Genomic DNA, 21,887 nt, shown 5'->3' on the forward strand with positions numbered 1-21,887 from the left:
AGAAAACAAGCTAAACTGAGCCTGGAACAACTCGTAAACGCTCCAAGTTGGTCTACTGCCCAAGTAAAATTTATACTAAACAGAAATTAAAAAACAAATTAGAAGACTTGGATTGCACAGCTCAAAATACTGATTTTAGAAAGTGGAATACTAATTAATGGAGTTGTAACAAATAGTTGACAGTGTTTGTTGCTTTTTGACTTCAAAGGAGTATTACTGGATTTTCTCCTCAAATTAGACTTTTGCCCAGACTCTTCTCTCTTATGCTTGATAACGTTTCACACCATCTAGATAGGTTGCTACCAATTCCAAATCTTTGTCTAAAACAATAAAATCTGCATCATAACCTTCACGAATTTGTCCACAGACGTCATCGATGTGAACGGATTTAGCTGGGTTGAAGCTGGCCATCATGACTGCTTCATGCGGATTCGCAATTCCCCATTCGACTACATTCTTCACACCATCTTTGAGTTTGAGGATAGAACCTGCCAAGTTACCTGTCGATTTGAGGCGTGCAGTTCCATTTGCAACGACAACTGGGAATTCTCCCAACATATAGTCACCGTCTTCCAATCCACCAGCTGTCATACAGTCTGTAATAAGAGCAATGTTTTCTGTCCCTTTTTGTTTGATAAGAATTTCGCAGGCTTTTGGATCTACGTGATGGCCATCACAGATCAACTCTGCATAGGTATGAGGTAATTGATACATGGCTCCAACCATACCCAGTTCGCGGTGAGTCAACCCACGCATTCCATTGTAGGCGTGTACCCAAACACTCGCTCCAGCATCGACTGCTTTTTTAGCTTCATCAAAAGTCGCGTTTGAGTGCCCAAGAGCAACCGTTACACCTTCTCCGGTGATAGTCCGTACAAAGTCTTCTACACCTTCACGCTCTGGCGCAAGAGCAATTTTATTTAGCAAGCCATTTGCTGCTTTTTGCCAAGCACGAAACTCATCCATGCGAGGATCTTTCATGTAGGCAGGGTTTTGAGCCCCCTTGTATTTCTCTGTGAAATAAGGCCCTTCAAAATAAATTCCACGAATTTTCGCGCCACTTGCTTCTTGATAACGAGCACCGATATTTTCAGTTACCGCAAGCAATTGCTCATAAGTCGATGTCAAAGTTGTTGGCAAGAAGCTCGTTACCCCCATGCTGAGGAGTCCTTCACTCATAGTATGAAGCGTTCCTTCGATATTATTATCCATAACATCCACACCGCCAAATCCATGAATGTGGGTATCCACAAGTCCTGGAGCAATGCTATAACCTGTATAGTCAATCACCTCAGCTCCTTCAGGAATCTGCTCTACATGTTTTCCAAACTTGCCGTCCACAAGTTCCAAGTAACCACCTCGACGAACTCCGTGTGGGTAGAAAAACTGATCCGCTTTAATATAGTTAGGCATAATGTTAACCTCCTTAAAAAATTGATTCTACAATTTATTATGTCAATTACATTATAAACCTTTCTTTTTCATTTGTAAATGGTATAGACCTATTTTCTGAAGATATTTTAAAAGCGATATTTCACGTTCGAATCACAACACATCTAAATAAATAAGAAAGAGCAGTTGAAAAATTACTGCTTTTTTGTTACACTAGATAGAAAGACTGTAAAGGATAATCTGGCTTTTTGCCATTATTCTAGAGAAATGTTATTTCACAGACTGACTAAAAGGAGACACAATGGCAGACCGAGGCTTACTAATCGTTTTTTCTGGTCCTTCAGGGGTTGGCAAAGGAACGGTTAGAAGAGAGATTTTTGAGAGTTCTGAAAATCAATTTCAATACTCTGTATCGATGACGACACGCGCACAACGTCCTGGAGAAGTGGACGGTGGTGACTATTTCTTCCGTACTCGTGAAGAGTTTGAAGAGCTGATTCGTCAAGGACAGATGTTGGAATACGCAGAATATGTCGGCAACTACTATGGAACTCCTCTGACCTACGTCAATGAAACCTTGGACAAGGGAATCGATGTTTTCCTTGAAATTGAAGTTCAGGGTGCTCTTCAGGTTAAGAAAAAGGTTCCAGATGCTGTCTTTATCTTCCTGACACCACCAGATTTGGATGAATTACAAGACCGCTTGGTAGGTCGTGGAACAGATAGCGCAGAAGTGATTGCCCAACGAATCGAAAAAGCCAAGGAAGAAATTGCTCTCATGCGTGAGTATGATTATGCGATTGTCAACGATCAGGTGCCCCTAGCTGCTGAGCGTGTCAAACGTGTGATCGAAGCAGAGCACTTCCGTGTGGACCGTGTCATTGGTCACTATCAGGAGATGTTACCAAAGTCTCCAACTACCCGATAAAATTTAGAAAATAGGTACAAGCAAATGATGTTAAAACCCTCTATTGATACCTTGCTCGACAAGGTTCCTTCAAAATATTCACTCGTAATCTTGGAAGCAAAACGTGCCCACGAATTGGAAGCAGGTGCACCAGCAACTCAAGGATTCAAGTCTGAAAAATCAACTCTTCGCGCTCTAGAAGAAATCGAATCAGGAAACGTAACCATTCACCCAGACCCAGAAGGGAAACGTGAAGCAGTGCGTCGCCGTATCGAAGAAGAAAAACGCCGCAAAGAAGAAGAAGAAAAGAAAATCAAAGAGCAAATCGCTAAAGAAAAAGAAGATGGTGAAAAAATTTAAGGTTGGGGGGACTCAATCTTATTTTTTCTATTGTAAGAATGTACTGACAAGGAGGAGGTGAGAAGATGGTTATAGCCAATATTATTGTAGATGTGCCCTTGATGCAGACGGACCAGCCCTATAGTTACAAGATTCCTAAGGAATTTGAGGGAATGCTAGAAGTTGGGATGCGGGTTCATGTGCCTTTTGGTAAGGGCAATCGCCTGATTCAAGGGATTGTTCTTGGTTTGGAGTCCCAAGTGGATGAAGAAGGGGTAAGTCAAGATTTAAAAGATATTGCCGAGGTACTGGATTTTTCTCCTGTTCTCACGCAAGAACAACTCTGGCTGGCTGAGGAGCTCCGCAAATCTGTATTTTCTTACAAAATCTCTATTCTCAAGGCTATGCTACCGGGATTTCTAAATTCTAGCTATGACAAGATTCTCTATCCTCTGGAAGGTCTGAGTCAGGAAGACCGAGAGCGCTTGTTTGGTTCTGAAGATTCACTAGCCTTTTCTTCTCTGGATTTAGGTAAGCAAGCTGAAATGATGCGTTTGACTAGAAAAGGCCTACTTGGTCTGGAATATCAGGCAGTCGATCAAAAGAAGGTCAAGACCCAGTCTTGGTATGAGGTGAATCTAGCTCAATTAGAAGGTGTTGAAATATCTGCGCGTGCCAAGAAAAAGTTGGAATTGAGAGATTACTTGCTGTCTCATCCTGAGAGTGCTTCCTTGGCTAGTTTGTTAGAGTCCTACTCACGGGAGCAGGTCAACTTTTTTGTGGAACAAGGTGCTGTGTCCATAGTCCAAAAGGAAGTGCAACGCTCGGCTGCTTATTTTGAAGGGATTGAAGCAAGTCAGCCTTTGGAGTTGAATCCAGAGCAAAGACAGGCGCGTGATGCGGTTGTGAGTGCTATTGGTAGTCATCAGCCTCCCTTCCTCCTTCAAGGGATCACAGGAAGTGGGAAGACCGAGGTTTACTTACAAATAATCCAAGGAGCTTTGGATAAGGGGAAAACAGCCATCTTGTTAGTGCCTGAGATTTCCTTGACTCTGCAGATGACGGAGCGTTTTATTGCTCGCTTTGGTAAGAAAGTGGCCATTCTTCACTCAGGCCTGTCCAATGGTGAAAAGTATGATGAATGGCGCAAGGTGGAACGCGGCGATGCCCAAGTTGTTGTTGGTGCTAGATCTGCCATCTTTGCTCCGCTGAAAAATCTAGGTGTCATGATTATCGATGAGGAGCATGAAGCGACTTATAAGCAGGACAGTAATCCCCGTTACCATGCTAGAGAGGTGGCTATTTTACGGGCTCATTATAATCAAGCGGCTCTGGTGCTTGGTTCAGCAACTCCTAGTCTGGAAAGCCGTGCTCGGGCTGGCAAAGGCGTTTATCAACATTTACGTCTGACCCAACGCGCCAATCCTTTAGCTAGAATCCCTGAGGTTCAAGTGATTGACTTTCGGGACTATATCGGACAAAACGAGACGTCAAATTTTACGCCTCCTTTGCTAGAAGCGATTCAGGACCGTCTGGCTAAAAAAGAGCAGGTGGTTCTCATGCTCAATCGCCGTGGTTATTCTAGCTTTGTCATGTGTCGGGAGTGTGGGACGGTGGATACTTGTCCCAACTGTGATATTTCCTTGACCTTGCACATGGATACCAAGAATATGAACTGCCATTATTGTGGTTTTTCGAAGGACATTCCTCAGGTCTGTCCTAACTGTAAGAGCCGCAGTATTCGCTACTATGGGACAGGGACACAGAAGGCTTATGACGAGCTAGCAGAACTCTTTCCCCAGGCTCGCATTCTGCGCATGGATGTGGACACGACTCGTAAGAAAGGTAGTCACCAAGCTCTGCTTGACCAGTTTGGGCGAGGAGAAGCAGATATTTTACTAGGTACTCAGATGATTGCCAAGGGATTGGATTTTCCAAATGTGACCCTAGTCGGTGTTCTAAATGCGGATACGGCCTTGAATCTGCCTGATTTCCGTTCTTCTGAGAGAACCTTCCAGCTCTTGACTCAGGTGGCAGGTCGAGCAGGACGTGCTGAAAAAGCTGGGCAGGTCTTGATTCAGTCTTACAATCCTCAGCACTACGCTATTCGATTTGCAAAAGACCAGGACTACGAAGGCTTTTATGCTTATGAAATGGGTATCAGACGACAACTTGGCTATCCACCTTACTATTTCACCATTGGCATTACCCTTTCTCACAAGAAAGAAGAAGAGGTGGTCAAACGTGCCTATGAAGTCATGAACATTTTGCGGTCAGGTTTGTCTGAAACCAGTAACATCCTCGGGCCAACGCCCAAACCCATCGCCCGTACTCACAACCTCTATCATTACCAGATTTTAATTAAATACCGTTTAGAAGATGAGCTGGGACCAACCCTCAACCAGGTCTTGGCCTTGACTCAAGAAAGGGAAAATAGTGAGCTCCGTCTCAGCATTGACCATGAGCCACAGCAATTTTTATAAGAAGGAGAAGATATGACAAAACTAATCTTTATGGGGACACCCGACTTTTCAGCAACAGTCTTAAAAGGACTTTTGACAGATAACCGTTACGAAATTCTAGCCGTTGTGACCCAGCCAGACCGTGCTGTCGGACGTAAAAAAGTTATCCAGGAAACCCCAGTTAAACAAGCTGCAAAAGAGGCAGGACTTCCTATCTACCAACCTGAAAAACTATCTGGAAGTCCAGAGATGGAAGATCTTATGAAGCTAGGAGCAGATGGGATTGTGACTGCCGCTTTTGGCCAGTTTCTCCCAAGTAAACTCCTTGATAGCATGGACTTTGCGGTCAACGTTCACGCGTCACTCCTTCCTAAACATCGTGGTGGTGCTCCGATCCATTATGCCTTGATTCAAGGTGATGAGGAAGCTGGTGTAACCATTATGGAGATGGTTAAGGAAATGGATGCAGGGGATATGATTTCTCGTCGTAGTATTCCGATCACAGATGAGGACAATGTTGGCACCTTGTTTGAAAAATTGGCGCTAGTTGGTCGTGATTTGCTTTTGGATACTTTGCCTGCCTACATTGCTGGTGACATCAAACCTGAACCGCAGGATCCAAGTCAGGTTACTTTCTCGCCAAATATCAAGCCAGAGGAAGAAAAGTTGGATTGGACTAAAAGCAATCGTCAACTTTTCAACCAAATCAGAGGGATGAACCCCTGGCCTGTTGCCCATACTTTCCTTAAGGGCGACCGCTTTAAGATTTATGAAGCCCTGCCAGTAGAAGGTCAGGGAAATCCAGGAGAGATTCTCTCTATCGGCAAGAAAGAATTGATTGTCGCAACGGCAGAAGGAGCTTTGTCTCTTAAGCAAGTGCAGCCAGCTGGTAAGCCTAAGATGGACATCGCTTCCTTCCTCAACGGAGTTGGACGTACATTGACTGTAGGAGAACGATTTGGTGACTAAAGTAGAAACGGCTAGAAGTTTAGCCCTGGCAGTATTAGAGGATGTTTTTATCAATCAAGCATACTCAAATATCGCCTTAAATAAGCATCTCAAGGGAAGTCAACTTTCGGCAGCAGACAAGGGCTTAGTGACCGAGCTAGTCTATGGAACGGTAGCCCGTAAACTGACTCTGGAATGGTACCTATCCCATTTTATCGAAGACAGAGATAAGTTAGATAACTGGCTCTATGTCCTTCTTCTCATGAGTGCCTACCAGCTCCGCTATTTGAACAAGATTCCAGATTATGCTGTGGTCAATGAAGCAGTGGAATTGGCCAAAGTCCGTAAAAAAGGCAGTGAAAAATTGGTCAACGCCGTCCTTCGCCGTATCTTGCGTGAAGGCTGGCCAGATATTGCTAGCATCAAACGAAAAAACAAGCGTGACTCCATCGCTTATTCCCTTCCGGTTTGGCTAGTTGCAAAGCTCAAGGAAGAATACGGAGAGGAGCGAGCGCAAGCTATTTTTGAAAGTCTCTTGGTGCGAAACAAGGCCAGTATTCGTGTAACTGATTTAAGCCGAAAAGAGGAAATCCAAGCCTTATTGGAGGCGAATAATTCCCTTTTAGCAACCACTGGTCTGGTTAAGGAGCAAGGGCATTTTGCAGGCCATGATTTGTTTGCAGAAGGGACTATAACCATCCAAGACGAGTCTAGTCAGCTGGTTGCGCCAACTTTGAATTTGCAGGGAGATGAGCGAGTGCTTGATGCCTGTGCGGCTCCGGGTGGGAAAACAGCCCATATAGCCTCTTATCTCACGACAGGTCAGGTTACTGCTCTGGACTTGTACGATCACAAGTTGGACTTAATTCAAGAAAATGCTCAACGTCTGGGAGTTGCAGATCGGGTTCAAAGGCAAAAATTGGATGCCAGAAAGGTGCATGAGTTTTTTAGTCAGGATTCATTTGATAAGATTTTAGTGGATGCTCCCTGTTCAGGAATCGGTCTTTTGCGCCGAAAACCAGATATCAAATACAATAAAGAAACGGCAGATTTCGCGTCCTTACAGGAAATTCAGCTAGAAATATTAGGTAGTGTTTGTCAAACACTAGGCAAAGGTGGTATAATAACTTATAGTACCTGTACTATTGTCTCAGAGGAGAATTTTCAAGTCGTTGAGGCGTTTTTAGAAAGTCATCCTGAGTTCGAGCAGGTAAAGCTAGAACATGAATGTAAGGATATCATGAAAGACGGCTGTATCCTCATTACACCTGAATTGTATGGAAGTGATGGATTCTTCATCAGTCAATTTCGCAAGATATCGGATTAGGAAGGAACTGACACATGGAAATTTCATTATTAACAGATGTTGGTCAGAAACGGACAAATAACCAAGACTATGTCAACCACTATGTCAATAGAGCTGGACGTACTATGATTATTTTAGCTGATGGGATGGGAGGTCATCGCGCAGGGAATATCGCTAGTGAAATGGCGGTAACAGACCTAGGTATAGCTTGGGTTGATACCCAAATCGATACAGTCAATGAAGTGCGTGAATGGTTCGCCCATTACCTAGAAATTGAAAATCAAAAGATTCACCAGCTTGGTCAGGATGAAGCTTACAGAGGTATGGGAACTACTTTGGAAGTCCTTGCTATTATCGATAATCAGGCTATCTATGCTCATATTGGTGATTCGCGTATCGGCTTGATTCGTGGAGAAGAATACCATCAGTTGACGAGCGACCATTCTTTGGTCAATGAATTACTCAAGGCTGGTCAATTGACACCAGAAGAGGCAGAAGCTCATCCGCAAAAAAATATTATCACCCAGTCTATTGGGCAAAAAGATGAAATTCAGCCTGATTTTGGGACAGTGATCCTTGAGTCAGGTGACTATCTCTTGCTCAATAGTGACGGCTTGACCAACATGATTTCAGGCAGTGAGATTCGGGATATTGTAACCAGTGATATTCCTTTAGCAGATAAAACGGAGACACTTGTTCGTTTTGCTAACAATGCAGGAGGTTTAGACAACATTACGGTTGCCCTTGTTTCTATGAACGAGGAGGATGCAGAATGATCCAAATCGGCAAGATTTTTGCCGGACGCTATCGGATTGTCAAACAGATTGGTCGAGGAGGCATGGCAGATGTTTACTTAGCCAAAGATTTGATTCTAGACGGGGAAGAAGTGGCAGTGAAGGTTCTGAGGACTAACTACCAGACGGACCCGATAGCTGTAGCTCGTTTTCAGCGTGAAGCGAGAGCTATGGCAGATTTAGACCATCCTCATATCGTTCGGATAACAGATATTGGTGAGGAAGACGGTCAACAGTACCTCGCTATGGAGTATGTGGCTGGACTTGACCTTAAACGCTATATCAAGGAACACTATCCTCTTTCTAATGAAGAAGCCGTCCGTATCATGGGACAAATTCTTCTCGCCATGCGTTTGGCTCATACCAGAGGGATTGTTCACAGGGACTTGAAACCTCAAAACATCCTCTTGACACCAGATGGGACTGTCAAGGTTACAGACTTTGGGATTGCAGTAGCCTTTGCTGAGACGAGTCTGACTCAGACTAACTCGATGCTGGGCTCCGTTCATTACTTGTCACCAGAGCAGGCGCGTGGTTCTAAGGCGACTGTACAAAGTGATATCTATGCCATGGGGATCATTTTCTATGAGATGCTGACAGGCCATATCCCTTATGATGGGGATAGTGCAGTGACCATCGCCCTCCAGCATTTCCAAAAACCCCTGCCGTCCGTTATTGCTGAGAATCCATCTGTGCCCCAGGCTTTGGAGAATGTTGTTATCAAGGCAACTGCTAAGAAATTGACAGATCGCTATAAATCAGTTGCTGAGATGTATGTGGATTTGTCTAGTAGTTTGTCTTATAATCGTCGTAATGAACCAAAGCTGATCTTTGACGATGCGACTAAGGCAGATACCAAGACCTTACCGAAGGTTTCCCAGAGTACCTTGACATCTATTCCTAAGGTTCAAGCGCAGACAGAACACAAACCAATCAAAAAACCAAGCCAGGCTGTGACAGAGGAAACTTACCAACCACAAGCACCGAAAAAACGTAGATTTAAGATGCGTTACCTGATTTTTTTGGCCAGCCTTGTATTGGTGGCAGCTTCTCTTATTTGGATACTATCCAGAACTCCTGCAACCATTTCTATTCCAGATGTGGCAGGTCAGACAGTTGCGGAAGCCAAGGAAACGCTCAAAAAAGCCAATTTTGAGATTGGAGAGGAGAAGTCAGAGGCCAGTGAAAAGGTGGAGGAAGGGCGGATTATCCGTACAGATCCTGGCGCTGGAACTGGTCGAAAAGAAGGAACGAAAATCAATTTGGTTGTCTCATCAGGCAAACAATCCTTCCAAATTAGTAATTATGTCGGCCGGAAATCCTCTGATGTCATTGCGGAATTAAAAGAGAAAAAAGTTCCAGATAATTTGATTAAAATTGAGGAAGAAGAGTCCAAGGAGAGTGAGGCTGGAACGGTCATGAAGCAAAGTCTACCAGAAGGTACGACCTATGACTTAAGCAAGGCAACTCAAATTGTCTTGACAGTGGCTAAAAAAGCTACGACGATTCAATTAGGGAACTATATTGGACGGAACTCTACAGAAGTCATCTCAGAACTCAAGCAGAAGAAGGTTCCTGAGAATTTGATTAAGATAGAGGAAGAAGAGTCCAGCGAAAGCGAACCAGGAACGATTATGAAACAAAGTCCAGGTGCAGGTATCCCTTATGATTTGAGTAAACCTACTCAAATCGTCTTGACAGTAGCTAAAAAAGTTACAAGTGTTGCCATGCCGAGTTACATTGGTTCCAGCTTGGAGTTTACTAAGAACAATTTGATTCAAATTGTTGGGATTAAGGAAGCCAATATAGAAGTTGTAGAAGTGACGAAAGCGCCTGCAGGTAGTGCAGAAGGCATGGTTGTTGAACAAAGTCCTAGAGCAGGTGAAAAGGTAGACCTCAATAAGACAAGGGTCAAGATTTCAATCTACAAACCTAAAACAAGTTCAGCTACTCCTTAAAATCAGATGGATAATCAAAATAAGTAATCAATCTTTGTCATGATTTCATGGCAAAGATTTTTTTTGACTCCAGATTTGTGATAGAATAGAAGGAGTTGATAAAAGGAGGAACGCATGGAAGAATCAAGAGAATTAAATGCCGTCATCGATGTGATTATGCTAGCGGGGACTATTCTCCTTAAAAGTGGTTCAGAGATTCATCGCGTAGAAGATACCATGATTCGGATTGCGCATTCGCAGGGGATTGTGGATTGCAATGTCCTTGCCATGCCTGCCGCTATCTTTTTCTCTATTGAAAATACCAATATTTCGCGCATGAAGCGGGTGACCTCCTCTTCTTATAACATCGAAAAAGTCTGCGATGTGAACCAGATTTCTCGTCAGCTGGTTGGGGGGCAGATTGATTTAGAAACAGCCTTTAAGCAATTGACGGCCTTGCAGGCCCAACCCCTTCCCTATACTAAGTTGCAGGTAACTCTGGCTGCGACCTTAAGTGCTCCTTTCTTTTCGGTTATGTTTAGTGGAAATATCTACGACGCACTTGGGGCAGGAGTGGCGACCTTATTTGGTTTTGCCTTTTCCCTCTATGTGGAGAAGTTTATCCGAATTCCCTTTGTGACAGCCTTTGCTGGGGCCTTCGTCTTTGGAATGATTGCCCAGTTTTGGGCTCGCTACACAGGCTTTCCTTCAACGGCAGACTTGATTATAGCTGGTGCGGTCATGCCGTTTGTTCCAGGAATTGCCTTGACCAATGCGGTTCGTGATATTATGACCAACCACATAAACTCTGGTATGAGCAAGATGTTTGAATCCCTGCTCATTACCCTTGCTTTAGGGGCAGGAACTTCTGTCGCCTTGGTATTGATGAACTAATATGACACTAATAACCTTTTTATTACAAGCAGTAGCAAGTCTTCTTGCTATTATTACCTTTCTAATCGTACTCAATGTTCAGCGGTCCATGCTCTTACCAGGAGGAATTTTGGGCATGGCTGTCTGGCTAGTCTATCTCTTGCTCAAGGAACCGACCAATGTTATTGTGGCTACTTTTATTGCAGCCATTATAGGTTCTTGTGTCAGCCAGATTTTAAGTATTCTTTATAAGACTCCTGCTGTGGTCTTTATCTTAGCAATCTTGGCACCCTTGGTTCCGGGTTATCTCTCCTATCGGACAACTGCCTTTTTTGTGACAGGGGACTATAATAAAGCGCTGGCAAGTGCAACATTAGTTGTTATGCTGGCTCTGGTCATTTCCATTGGAATGGCTAGCGGAACAGTGATTCTCAGACTGTATCATTATATAAAAACACATCGAGTATCGTAGACTTTACAGAAATAAAAGAATTTTCTGAAAAATGAGATAAATATAGTGACAAGGCTTTCTATGTATGCTATTCTCTCTATATAAAGGAGGAAAAATCATGAAAAAATCACTATTTTCCTTATTGTCTGTAAGTCTACTGACTTTGTTGCTTATCCCAGTCATGGTTTCTAGTTTGGGTTCAGAGTTTCAAAGTGGATTACAAGAGCATCAGTTGATTGCCGAAAAGGTTAGTAAAACACTTGACAAGACATTTGATAAGGATGTCAGAGAAATTCCGACCAGTCAGTTTTATCAAGAATTTGTAGATGAGATGGGAAGGACTTACTCAGGAAATTTAATCCTCCAGGAACTGATAACTGAGAATGGGGCTTATAAAGCTACTTATATCGGTGAACTCTCTAGCAACTAATCATTCTTTGAAATTATGACCAATAAGAGGCTTGATTTGGTGAATCAAGTCTTTTTTATCTCTTTTACTGCCATTTGTGATAAAATAGTACCGAACGATTTTTTACATGAATGATAAAACAGAGGTAAATATGACAATCGGTATTGATAAGATTGGTTTTGCGACCAGTCAATATGTCTTGAAGTTACAAGACTTAGCAGAAGCGAGGGGAATTGACCCTGAAAAATTAAGCAAAGGACTCTTACTCGAGGAATTGAGTATTGCGCCCTTAACTGAGGACATCGTGACCTTGGCGGCCAGTGCTAGTGACTTTATTTTAACTGAGCAAGAAAGAGCAGAAATTGACATGGTCATTGTGGCGACCGAGTCAGGAATTGACCAGAGTAAGGCTGCAGCCGTCTTTGTGCATGGCTTGCTGGGTATTCAGCCCTTTGCGCGTAGTTTCGAGATTAAAGAAGCCTGCTATGGAGCGACAGCTGCCCTTCATTATGCCAAATTGCATGTGGAAAATTCTCCAGAGTCCAAGGTCTTGGTCATTGCCAGTGATATTGCCAAGTACGGTATTGAAACTCCAGGAGAACCAACTCAAGGTGCCGGCAGTGTGGCCATGTTGATTACACAAAATCCACGCATGATGGCCTTTAATAATGACAATGTTGCTCAAACCCGTGACATCATGGATTTTTGGCGTCCAAATTACTCGACAACTCCTTATGTAAATGGTGTCTATTCTACCCAACAATATTTGGATAGTTTGAAAACGACTTGGCTTGAATATCAAAAACGCTACCAGCTTACTTTGGATGATTTTGCGGCTGTTTGTTTCCATTTGCCTTATCCTAAATTAGCCTTAAAAGGTTTGAAAAAAATCATGGATAAGAGCCTGCCTCAAGAGAAAAAAGACCTCTTGCAAAAGCATTTTGACCAGTCTATTCTTTACAGTCAAAAGGTGGGGAATATCTACACAGGTTCACTTTTCCTTGGGCTTCTGTCTCTCTTGGAAAATACAGATAGCTTGAAGGCTGGGGATAAAATCGCCCTTTATAGTTACGGAAGTGGTGCTGTAGCTGAGTTCTTCAGCGGTGAATTGGTTGAAGGTTATGAAGCTTATCTGGATAAAGACCGCTTGAACAAGCTCAACCAACGAACTGCCTTATCTGTTGCAGACTATGAAAAAGTCTTCTTTGAAGAAGTAGACTTAGATGAAACAAATTCTGCTCAGTTTGCTGGCTATGAAAATCAAGATTTTGCCTTGGTTGAAATTGTTGACCACCAACGCCGTTATAGCAAGGTTGAAAAATAATGAAGATAAGTTGGAATGGATTTTCTAAAAAATCATACCAAGAGCGCCACGAGCTGTTAAAAGCTCAGGCGTTCCTTAGTCCTGAGAGGCAAGAGAGTTTAGAGCAGGATGAACAGATGAGTGTAACTGTGGCAGACCAGCTGAGTGAGAATGTGGTGGGAACTTTTTCTCTGCCTTATTCGCTGGTCCCAGAGGTTCTCGTTAACGGTCAGGAATACACAGTTCCCTATGTGACAGAAGAACCGTCCGTGGTTGCTGCGGCCAGCTATGCTAGTAAAATCATCAAGCGAGCAGGTGGCTTTACTGCTCAGGTTCATGAGCGCCAGATGATTGGACAGGTAGCCCTTTATCAAGTTGCTGACCCTGAACAAGCGCAAGAGAAGATTGCTAGCAAGAAAGCAGAGCTCCTAGAACTTGCCAATCAAGCCTATCCTTCTATCGTTAAACGTGGAGGTGGGGCGCGTGATCTGCATGTCGAGCAGATAAAAGGCGAACCAGACTTTCTCGTTGTTTATATTCATGTCGATACCCAGGAAGCCATGGGTGCCAATATGCTCAACACCATGCTGGAAGCCTTGAAACCAGTCTTAGAAGAACTCAGTCAGGGACAGAGTCTCATGGGAATCCTGTCCAACTACGCAACTGATTCTCTGGTGACTGCAAGCTGTCGCATCGCCTTTCGCTACTTGATCCGCCAAAAGGAGCAAGGACGAGAAATTGCAGAGAAGATAGCCTTGGCTAGTCAGTTTGCGCAAGCTGATCCTTATCGAGCGGCTACCCACAATAAAGGGATTTTTAACGGTATTGATGCCATTTTGATTGCCACTGGTAATGACTGGCGTGCCATTGAGGCGGGGGCTCATGCCTTTGCTAGTCGAGACGGGCGCTATCAAGGTCTCAGTCGCTGGACGCTGGATCTTGAAAGAGAAGAATTGGTCGGTGAGATGACCTTACCCATGCCTGTAGCGACCAAGGGTGGCTCTATCGGCCTCAACCCACGTGTAGCTCTCAGTCATGATCTACTAGGAAATCCTTCTGCCAGAGAATTAGCCCAGATTATCGTGTCCATCGGTCTTGCTCAAAATTTTGCGGCCCTCAAAGCCTTGGTGAGTACAGGGATTCAGCAAGGCCACATGAAATTGCAGGCTAAATCTTTGGCACTTCTCGCAGGTGCTAGTGAATCCGAAGTTGCTCCCCTAGTCGAGCGCCTCATCGCAGATAAAACCTTTAACCTAGAGACAGCCCAGCGCTACCTAGAAAATTTAAGATCATAAAAACTCAGACGAATTCGGTCTGAGTTTTCTTGTATTTAAATACTTTTTCCTGGTAAAAGAGTAACTGGCAAAAAGTAACCAGTTGTGGTGACTTCCTTGCCTTCGATCTTTTGCAAGAGGAGGTCAACAGTGAGGCAGGCAATTTCTTCCATAGGTTGCTTGATGGTAGCCAATTGAGGGTAGTAATTTTCGATAAAGTAAGTACCATCATAGCCGATGACCTTGAGCTCTTCAGGGACAGAAATGCCCAGTTCTTGAGCAATTTTAATGACTAGAATAGCAGTTAAGTCATCTGAAGCAAAGATGGCATCTGGCTCTTGTCGAGTTAAGATATTCTTGATTTCCATTTCTTTTCTGACGGGAGAAAAGTCACTGGAAACATTGATAATAGGAGCTTGGGGGAGTACAGATGCAAAACCAGCGTGGCGTAGTCCAGTTGGTGAATTGGAATTGTCATTCCCTGTAATCATGATGATAGATTGGGCACCTGTCTTAACCAAGGTCTGGGCAGCAAGAACCCCACCAGCATAGTTGTCAGAGGAGACGACAGGGATGTCTGGCGATAGGTTTCGGTCAAAGGAAATAATCGGCGCTGTCACACGATTGTAGTCTTCGATTCCCAAGTTGTGACTACCAGAAATGATGCCGTCCACCTGATTGGCTTCCAACATTTCGATGTATTCGCGTTCCTTTTCAGAATCGTGCTCACTGTTGCAGATGATGGTCTTGTAACCATTTTTGAAGAGTTGGTGTTCCAGCTTATCAATCAATTCTGCATAGAAAACGTTGGAAATGTTGGGGAAAATCAAGCCGATTAACTTAGCCGATTTTCCTTGCAGACTACGAGCCAGGTTGTTGGGTTTATAGCCCAATTCTCTCATGGCTTCATTGACTTTTTGGATGGTTTTTTCAGATAGATACCCTTTTTTGTTGATAACCCGAGAAACGGTAGTAGGGCTGACGCCTGCAAGTTTGGCGACATCAGTTAGTTTTGCGACCATAATCTAATTCATAGTAAGTTCCAGTTGGGTTTCCAGATTTGATGAGGATCCCATTTTGGTCCGCATGTGGGAAGACACGACCAGAAAATACTTTTTCTCCTTTATTGATGAAAATTTCAAAGACAGAGTTATCGATGAAAATCGTAGCAGTAGTAGCTTGATTGTCGATAGGGCAAGAGCGAGTAGTTCCAAATTCTTGGGCATACTGTTCTCCAGCCTGGCTACGATCCACTGTTACTTGACCATTTACAAGGTCAAAGTTGATGGAAAGTCCCTTGCCTTCTTGATCAGCAAGTAAGACAATCTCGCTCTGGCTATTAGTTTCCAAGTTGAGTTCAAGTTCGTAAGCGTTCTTAGTTTGGGCACGGTTTGAGAAGGCTTCTTCAGAAGCACGAAGGTCCTTGATAGCTGCGACTGGGTATTGGTAGAGTTTGCCGTCTTTGATAGTGAGTTCCTTGACCAAAGAGAAGGTTCCTTGGTGGTCAAAACGGTCAGATGGATATGAAACATCAGGCAAGCCAAGCCAGCTAACAGCTAGAGCACGTCCATCAGGAGCGTTGAAGGCTTGAGTTGCATAGGCTTCGAAACCATAGTCCATGTTTTGAAGTTGAGATACATCTACCATTTTAGCATTTTCAGGGTCAAAGGAAGTCCCGATCTTATACATATTTGGAAAGATATTATCGTAGTCTAGAACTTTCTTATCCAATCCTTGTGGGCAGTAGAGAAGGACAGGTTGTTCCCCTACAAAGACCAGATTTGGACATTCCATCATGTAGGCAGTGCGGTCGTTAGCAAAGTCAAGGTCGCCAACAGCTTGCCAGTTTGTATAGTCGTTGTCAACAGCCTTGTAGAGACGGACGAAGCCTTTTTTCTCCAAGTCCTGTCCACCGACGATGGCATAGTATTGACCCTTAAAATTAAAAATTTGCGGGTCGCGGAAGTGGTCAGTAGAGTCTGCTGGCTGGTCAATCAAGATCTTGTCAATCTTGGTAATCTTGCCATCCTTGTCCATCAAAGCTCCAATCTGGTAAGGGTGACGGATCCAGTTTTCATCGCGAACATTTCCTGTATAAAATAGGAACAAGTTATCGCCAAACTGCATGGCAGAACCAGAGTAGGCACCGTGGCTATCTAATGGAGTATCTGGTAAAACTTTGATTCCAGTTTCTCTAAAGTGAATCAAATCATCACTTTCTAGCTGTGCCCAAGATTTCAAACCGTGGGCTGCACCAAAAGGAAAATTCTGGTAAAAGAGGATCCACTTGCCATCAAAGTAAGAAAAGCCATTTGGGTCGTTGAGAAGTCCTGTTTTTGGCTCAACATGGTAATGAGTATGCCATGGAGATTGTGCTATATTTTTCTTTATATTTTGAATTTCTTCTTGCGTCCAATCTTCATAGGGTCTATAACGACGCTCAGTTGTCCATTCCATTTATTTTATTCCTCCAAAAATCTTATTACTTTTAATAGTAACCGTTTTCGGTTAAAAAAGCAAGTCTTTTATGTTAAAAAAGAGAAAAAACTGTCAAACGTTAGTCATAAAATAAATTCAGGAAATCAATCAAATTTTCACGAAAATATGAAAGATAATGAAATAAAAACCTTTTCAACTAAGATTTCAAACTTATTTTTTCAAGGAATATCTGATAAAATAATCAAAAACAATCAATCTAAAGCGTGCCCACTAAGTGGATAGAACATTTTTTCTGCAAAACGCTTGACATATTTCTGAAACATGATAAAATAATAGTCGTAAGGGCGAATAAAATCGCTTTCAAACAAGAACAAAATGTTATATAAGGAGATTTTTGCAAATGAACAATCAGGAAATTGCAAAAAAAGTCATCGATGCCTTGGGCGGACGTGAAAATGTCAACAGTGTTGCCCACTGTGCGACTCGTCTACGTGTCATGGTCAAAGATGAGGGGAAAATCAATAAAGAAGTAATTGAGAATTTGGAAAAAGTTCAAGGTGCTTTCTTTAACTCAGGTCAATACCAAATCATCTTTGGTACTGGTACCGTTAACAAAATGTACGATGAAGTTGTTGCACTTGGTTTGTCAACATCATCTAAAGATGACATGAAAGCAGAAGCTGCTAAACAAGGGAATTGGTTCCAACGTGCTATCCGTACTTTCGGTGACGTTTTCGTTCCAATCATCCCAGTTATCGTAGCGACAGGTCTCTTCATGGGTGTGCGTGGTCTCTTGACTGCTCTTGGAATGACACTTCCAGCTGACGTGACAACTTACACTCAAATCTTGACAGATACAGCCTTCATTATCTTACCAGGTTTGGTTGTGTGGTCAACCTTCCGTGTATTCGGTGGAAATCCTGCCGTTGGTATCGTTCTTGGTATGATGCTTGTTTCTGGCTCACTTCCAAACGCTTGGGCAGTCGCTTCAGGTGGTGAAGTAACAGCCATGAACTTCTTTGGTTTCATCCCTGTTGTTGGTTTGCAAGGTTCCGTTCTTCCAGCCTTCATCATCGGAGTTGTCGGAGCTAAATTTGAAAAAGCTGTCCGCAAGGTTGTTCCAGATGTCATCGACCTCTTAGTAACGCCATTTGTGACACTTTTGGTCATGTCTATCCTTGGACTCTTTGTCATTGGACCAGTCTTCCATGTCGTTGAAAACTACATCCTTATCGCTACAAAAGCGATCCTTAGCTTGCCATTTGGTTTTGGTGGTTTCTTGATTGGTGGGGTTCACCAATTGATCGTCGTGTCAGGTGTGCACCACATCTTCAACTTGCTTGAAGTGCAATTGCTTGCTGCTGACCATGCTAACCCATTCAATGCTATCATCACTGCTGCTATGACAGCTCAAGGTGCTGCGACTGTTGCGGTTGGTGTTAAAACAAAAAATCCAAAACTAAAAACACTTGCTTTCCCAGCTGCTCTTTCTGCCTTCCTCGGTATTACAGAGCCTGCTATCTTCGGGGTGAATTTGCGCTTCCGTAAACCATTCTTCCTTTCATTGATTGCTGGTGCAATCGGTGGTGGATTGGCTTCAATCCTTGGACTTGCTGGTACTGGTAATGGTATCACCATCATCCCTGGTACAATGCTTTACATCGGTAACGGACAACTTGTCCAATACCTTCTTATGGTAGCTGTATCATTTGCCCTTGGTTTTGCTCTTACTTACATGTTTGGTTATGAGGATGAAAAAGAAGTTGCTACTGAAGTAGAGACAGAACGTTTGGTCCAAGAAGAAACAACTGGTAACATTCCAGCAGCTCTTCAAAATGAAACACTTGTAACTCCTATCGTTGGTGATGTTGTAGCTCTTGCTGATGTCAATGACCCAGTCTTCTCAAGTGGAGCTATGGGACAAGGTATCGCTGTGAAACCTAGCCAAGGAGTGGTATATGCACCAGCTGATGCTGAAGTTTCAATTGCCTTTCCAACAGGACACGCTTTTGGTTTGAAAACAAGAAATGGTGCTGAAGTTTTGATCCACGTTGGTATTGACACTGTGTCTATGAACGGTGACGGTTTTGAAGCAAAAGTTGCTCAAGGTGATAAGGTTAAAGTTGGCGATGTTCTTGGAACATTTGACTCAAACAAAATCGCTTCAGCTGGACTTGATGATACAACAATGCTTATCGTTACAAATACAGCTGACTATGCTTCAGTAGCTCCAGTCGCAACAGGTTCAGTTGCTAAGGGGGATGCTGTGATCGAAGTGAAAATCTAATCAATCCTCTTTAATGTGAAAACGAACAAATGACATGTTTGTTCGTTTTTGCTTGAATGGTAAGATTTACAGAGGAAAATCTAAAAAATAGAGAAATTTAGACTTTCGAAATATGCTATAATAAAGAAAATAAAAACAAGAGGTTTATCATGACAAAATTATATGGAAGCTTGGAAGCGGGCGGTACAAAGTTTGTCTGTGCTGTCGGTGATGAAAATTTTAACGTTGTAGAAAAAACACAATTTCCAACAACAACTCCAATCGAAACAATCGATAAAACCATCGAGTTCTTCTCAAAATTCGATAACCTTGCTGGTCTTGCAGTTGGTTCATTTGGTCCGATTGATATTGATAAAAACTCAAAAACTTATGGCTTTATCACAACGACTCCAAAACCAAACTGGGCAAATGTGGACTTGCTTGGGGCTCTTCGTCGCGCCCTCAACGTGCCAATGTACTTCACAACAGACGTAAACAGCTCTGCTTATGGTGAAGTGGTTGCCCGTAACAATGCTGGTGGTCGTATCGAAAACTTGGTTTACTACACAATCGGTACAGGTATCGGTGCAGGTGTCATCCAACGTGGTGAGTTTATCGGCGGTGTGGGTCATCCTGAAATGGGTCATTATTATGTTGCTAGACATCCAATGGATATTGAAAAAGAGTTTAAGGGTGTTTGTCCTTTCCATAAGGGATGTCTGGAAGGCTATGCAGCTGGTCCAAGTTTGGAAGCTCGTACAGGTGTTCGTGGGGAAAACATTGAACTCAACAACCCTGTTTGGGATGTCCAAGCCTACTATATCGCTCAAGCTGCGGTTAATGCGACAGTGACTTTCCGCCCAGACGTGATTGTCTTTGGTGGAGGGGTCATGGCTCAACAACACATGTTGGACCGTGTCCGTGAGAAATTTACAGCTCTTCTCAATGGTTACCTACCAGTGCCAGATGTGCGTGACTATATCGTTACTCCAGCAGTAGCAGGAAATGGTTCTGCCACACTTGGGAACTTTGTTCTTGCAAAAGAAGTTTCAAAATAAAGCACAAAATCCGTTTGGGAAACCAAACGGATTTTTTACGTGTCAAAGCATTTGCCAGAAGAAGTCGATAATATAGGTCAGACCGTAGGTATAAACCACGAGGGTAAAGGGCTTGGTTAGAATGATGATGGTCATATAGCGCTTGAAACTCATCTTGGTCAGGGCAGCCAGCATACAGAGAAAGTCAGCTGGACTAATGGGCCAAATCATCATAAAGATAAAGAAACGGTCAAAACGATTGCCCTTGTCCAACCAGCCGATGTACTTGTCATAGGTGCGCTTGCTGACGACAGACTGGACAAAGGCGGCCCCATAGAGGCGCACCAGATAAAAGATAATGGCACAGCCAATCACGATACCGATATAGTTGTAGATTGTCCCGATGATGTGACCGTAGATAAAGACCCCAGCTACCGAGGTCAAGGCCCCAGGAATGATAGGGACGACCGTTTGTAAAATCTGTAAAAAGATAAAGAGGGGTGGCCCCCAGATGCCTGCCTGCTGGATAAAGGCAGAGAGGGTTTCCTTGGACTGTAAAATCCCAGCCTGATAAGCCCAAATGCAGAAAATCAAACTCCCAACCCCACCGGCAATCGATGAGATATTGATAAGGTGCTGCAGAAGGGGAGAAACAGCTTTCATTTGTTTATCCTGTGACATGTAAACTCCTCATAGATAGTATATTTCTACTATACCATATTTTGGAGGAGAAAGGGGGAATGAGTGTTTTTGATGAGAAATAGATGGGAATACAGGCCTTCGAGACTTAGAATAGGTCTGTCAACTAAAGGTTATATGCATTCTAGGTTTCGAATAATCGCAATTCCATAAATTTAAAAGCATTCTAAGTTCGAATAGCTTATCTGATATAATTTTGAGGCATTCGAGCTTTCGAATAGTCATCTTCTCTAAAGTTTAGATGTGTTCTGAAGCTAGAAAGACTAAAATCTAAAAATAATAAGAGTCTCTCTGATGGACGTAATTTATGTCTAGTATGAATCTTTTGAATCGTTAGTTAATTTTAATATTAATCAGTTCTGAAATAATTATTAAATATAGTTAGATGGTGAATGAATTATTGCTAAATTTCAAGTTCAAGTAAGCCATCCAGAAGTCTTCTCTGGGGGACTTGTAGTTCAAGCATTTTTTAGGATAGTTGTTCATCCACTTTTCGATGAATGCGACTTCCTTTGTAGTCGTTTTCTTAGTTTCCTGAGGTAACCATCTATGAATGAGCCTGTTGTGATTTTCATTAGATCCTATAGGGGTGTGCATAATAGATATAGCAGATTGAAACTAGAATAGTATACATCTACTTCTAAAACATTGTTAGAAATCAATTTGACTGTCCTGATCAATTTGTCCTGTTCTTATTTCATTTTACTATATAATCCTTAGAAAACATATGGGACAAGCGGTTGAATTCCGTTCCGTCCATTAGTAGATAAAGGATTACTCCTTCTTGAAATGACAGATGAACTTGTTTTTTATAAAAAATGTTGTCTGAAACTATTCGCTTTTTTCCAGAAATTTTAGAGGAAGAAAATTTTATGAGGAAAAAGGAGTTACTCAAATAACAATTCAGGACCAAAAACTGACAGTTGAGGAGCAGAGTGGATAAATTAAGTTTGCTACTGTATAATGGATTTATCACTAATACTCTTCGAAAATCTCTTCAAACCACGTCAGCTTTGCCTTGCTGTAGATATAGTTACTGACTTCGTCAGTT

The 21,887-nt window shown here is 42.8% G+C and carries 18 protein-coding genes and 1 pseudogene; 14 read left to right on the plus strand and 5 right to left on the minus strand.

Features of this window, described 5'->3' with window-relative positions; genetic code table 11:
- Positions 1-261: 261 nt before the first annotated feature.
- Positions 262-1,413 carry an N-acetylglucosamine-6-phosphate deacetylase gene (nagA, locus tag HT701_RS01425; protein ID WP_001134440.1) on the minus strand — a complete coding sequence of 384 codons (1,152 nt, stop codon included), beginning with the start codon at positions 1,411-1,413 and terminating at the stop codon, positions 262-264.
- Between the two features lie 280 nt (positions 1,414-1,693).
- On the opposite strand from nagA, the gene gmk reads away from it, so the two are divergent.
- From gmk to HT701_RS01485, 12 genes are all read left to right on the plus strand, one after another.
- A complete protein-coding gene (gmk, locus tag HT701_RS01430) occupies positions 1,694-2,320 on the plus strand; it encodes a guanylate kinase (protein ID WP_000775034.1) in 627 nt (208 codons plus the stop codon).
- Between the two features lie 24 nt (positions 2,321-2,344).
- On the plus strand, positions 2,345-2,659 hold the full coding sequence (gene rpoZ / locus HT701_RS01435) for a DNA-directed RNA polymerase subunit omega (RefSeq protein ID WP_000979235.1): 315 nt from the start codon (positions 2,345-2,347) through the stop codon (positions 2,657-2,659).
- A gap of 65 nt (positions 2,660-2,724) precedes the next feature.
- The gene (locus HT701_RS01440) at positions 2,725-5,121 is read left to right on the plus strand and encodes a primosomal protein N' (RefSeq protein WP_000233902.1); all 2,397 of its coding nucleotides are present in this window, start codon (positions 2,725-2,727) and stop codon (positions 5,119-5,121) included.
- Between the two features lie 12 nt (positions 5,122-5,133).
- Positions 5,134-6,069, plus strand: coding sequence for a methionyl-tRNA formyltransferase (gene fmt, locus HT701_RS01445; protein WP_000163714.1), 936 nt, complete (start codon positions 5,134-5,136; stop codon positions 6,067-6,069).
- Positions 6,062-7,375 carry a 16S rRNA (cytosine(967)-C(5))-methyltransferase RsmB gene (gene rsmB, locus HT701_RS01450; protein WP_014017339.1) on the plus strand — a complete coding sequence of 438 codons (1,314 nt, stop codon included), beginning with the start codon at positions 6,062-6,064 and terminating at the stop codon, positions 7,373-7,375. Before fmt ends, rsmB begins: the two co-directional genes overlap by 8 nt.
- A 14-nt stretch (positions 7,376-7,389) precedes the next feature.
- Positions 7,390-8,130, plus strand: coding sequence for a Stp1/IreP family PP2C-type Ser/Thr phosphatase (locus HT701_RS01455; RefSeq protein WP_000406237.1), 741 nt, complete (start codon positions 7,390-7,392; stop codon positions 8,128-8,130).
- Positions 8,127-10,106, plus strand: a complete 1,980-nt coding sequence (gene stkP, locus HT701_RS01460; protein ID WP_000614553.1) for a serine/threonine-protein kinase StkP — start codon at positions 8,127-8,129, stop codon at positions 10,104-10,106. Before HT701_RS01455 ends, stkP begins: the two co-directional genes overlap by 4 nt.
- A gap of 114 nt (positions 10,107-10,220) precedes the next feature.
- A complete protein-coding gene (locus tag HT701_RS01465; RefSeq protein ID WP_000392948.1) occupies positions 10,221-10,979 on the plus strand; it encodes a threonine/serine exporter family protein in 759 nt (252 codons plus the stop codon).
- A 1-nt stretch (position 10,980) separates the two neighbouring features.
- Positions 10,981-11,430, plus strand: a complete 450-nt coding sequence (locus HT701_RS01470) for a threonine/serine exporter family protein (RefSeq protein ID WP_000172685.1) — start codon at positions 10,981-10,983, stop codon at positions 11,428-11,430.
- Between the two features lie 160 nt (positions 11,431-11,590).
- Positions 11,591-11,839: a hypothetical protein gene (locus tag HT701_RS01475; RefSeq protein ID WP_025170610.1), complete on the plus strand. Its 249-nt coding sequence runs from the start codon at positions 11,591-11,593 to the stop codon at positions 11,837-11,839.
- A gap of 130 nt (positions 11,840-11,969) precedes the next feature.
- A complete protein-coding gene (locus HT701_RS01480) occupies positions 11,970-13,142 on the plus strand; it encodes a hydroxymethylglutaryl-CoA synthase (RefSeq protein WP_000151945.1) in 1,173 nt (390 codons plus the stop codon).
- Positions 13,142-14,416: a hydroxymethylglutaryl-CoA reductase, degradative gene (locus HT701_RS01485; protein ID WP_138701898.1), complete on the plus strand. Its 1,275-nt coding sequence runs from the start codon at positions 13,142-13,144 to the stop codon at positions 14,414-14,416. The genes HT701_RS01480 and HT701_RS01485 overlap by 1 nt, the downstream gene beginning before the upstream one ends.
- Positions 14,417-14,451: 35 nt before the next feature.
- Here the strand turns inward: HT701_RS01485 and HT701_RS01490 are convergent, their stop codons facing one another.
- A complete protein-coding gene (locus tag HT701_RS01490; protein ID WP_000226012.1) occupies positions 14,452-15,417 on the minus strand; it encodes a LacI family DNA-binding transcriptional regulator in 966 nt (321 codons plus the stop codon).
- Complete coding sequence (locus tag HT701_RS01495) at positions 15,398-16,852, minus strand: glycoside hydrolase family 32 protein (RefSeq protein WP_166731955.1); 1,455 nt, start codon at positions 16,850-16,852, stop codon at positions 15,398-15,400. The genes HT701_RS01490 and HT701_RS01495 overlap by 20 nt, the downstream gene beginning before the upstream one ends.
- A 382-nt stretch (positions 16,853-17,234) precedes the next feature.
- Between HT701_RS01495 and HT701_RS01500 the strand changes: the two genes are divergently transcribed.
- Positions 17,235-19,121: a sucrose-specific PTS transporter subunit IIBC gene (locus HT701_RS01500; protein ID WP_166731956.1), complete on the plus strand. Its 1,887-nt coding sequence runs from the start codon at positions 17,235-17,237 to the stop codon at positions 19,119-19,121.
- Between the two features lie 149 nt (positions 19,122-19,270).
- A complete protein-coding gene (gene scrK / locus HT701_RS01505) occupies positions 19,271-20,158 on the plus strand; it encodes a fructokinase ScrK (protein WP_000164309.1) in 888 nt (295 codons plus the stop codon).
- A gap of 42 nt (positions 20,159-20,200) precedes the next feature.
- Here scrK and HT701_RS01510 read toward each other — a convergent pair whose 3' ends face one another.
- Both HT701_RS01510 and HT701_RS01515 read right to left on the minus strand, forming a co-directional pair.
- Positions 20,201-20,818, minus strand: a complete 618-nt coding sequence (locus HT701_RS01510) for a TVP38/TMEM64 family protein (protein WP_023940844.1) — start codon at positions 20,816-20,818, stop codon at positions 20,201-20,203.
- Positions 20,819-21,217: 399 nt separating this feature from the next.
- Positions 21,218-21,418: pseudogene (locus tag HT701_RS01515) on the minus strand (IS30 family transposase); the annotation flags it as partial.
- Positions 21,419-21,887: the final 469 nt, after the last annotated feature.

This window comes from Streptococcus sp. 10824 (genome assembly GCF_013276595.1).
GTDB lineage: Bacteria > Bacillota > Bacilli > Lactobacillales > Streptococcaceae > Streptococcus > Streptococcus pseudopneumoniae.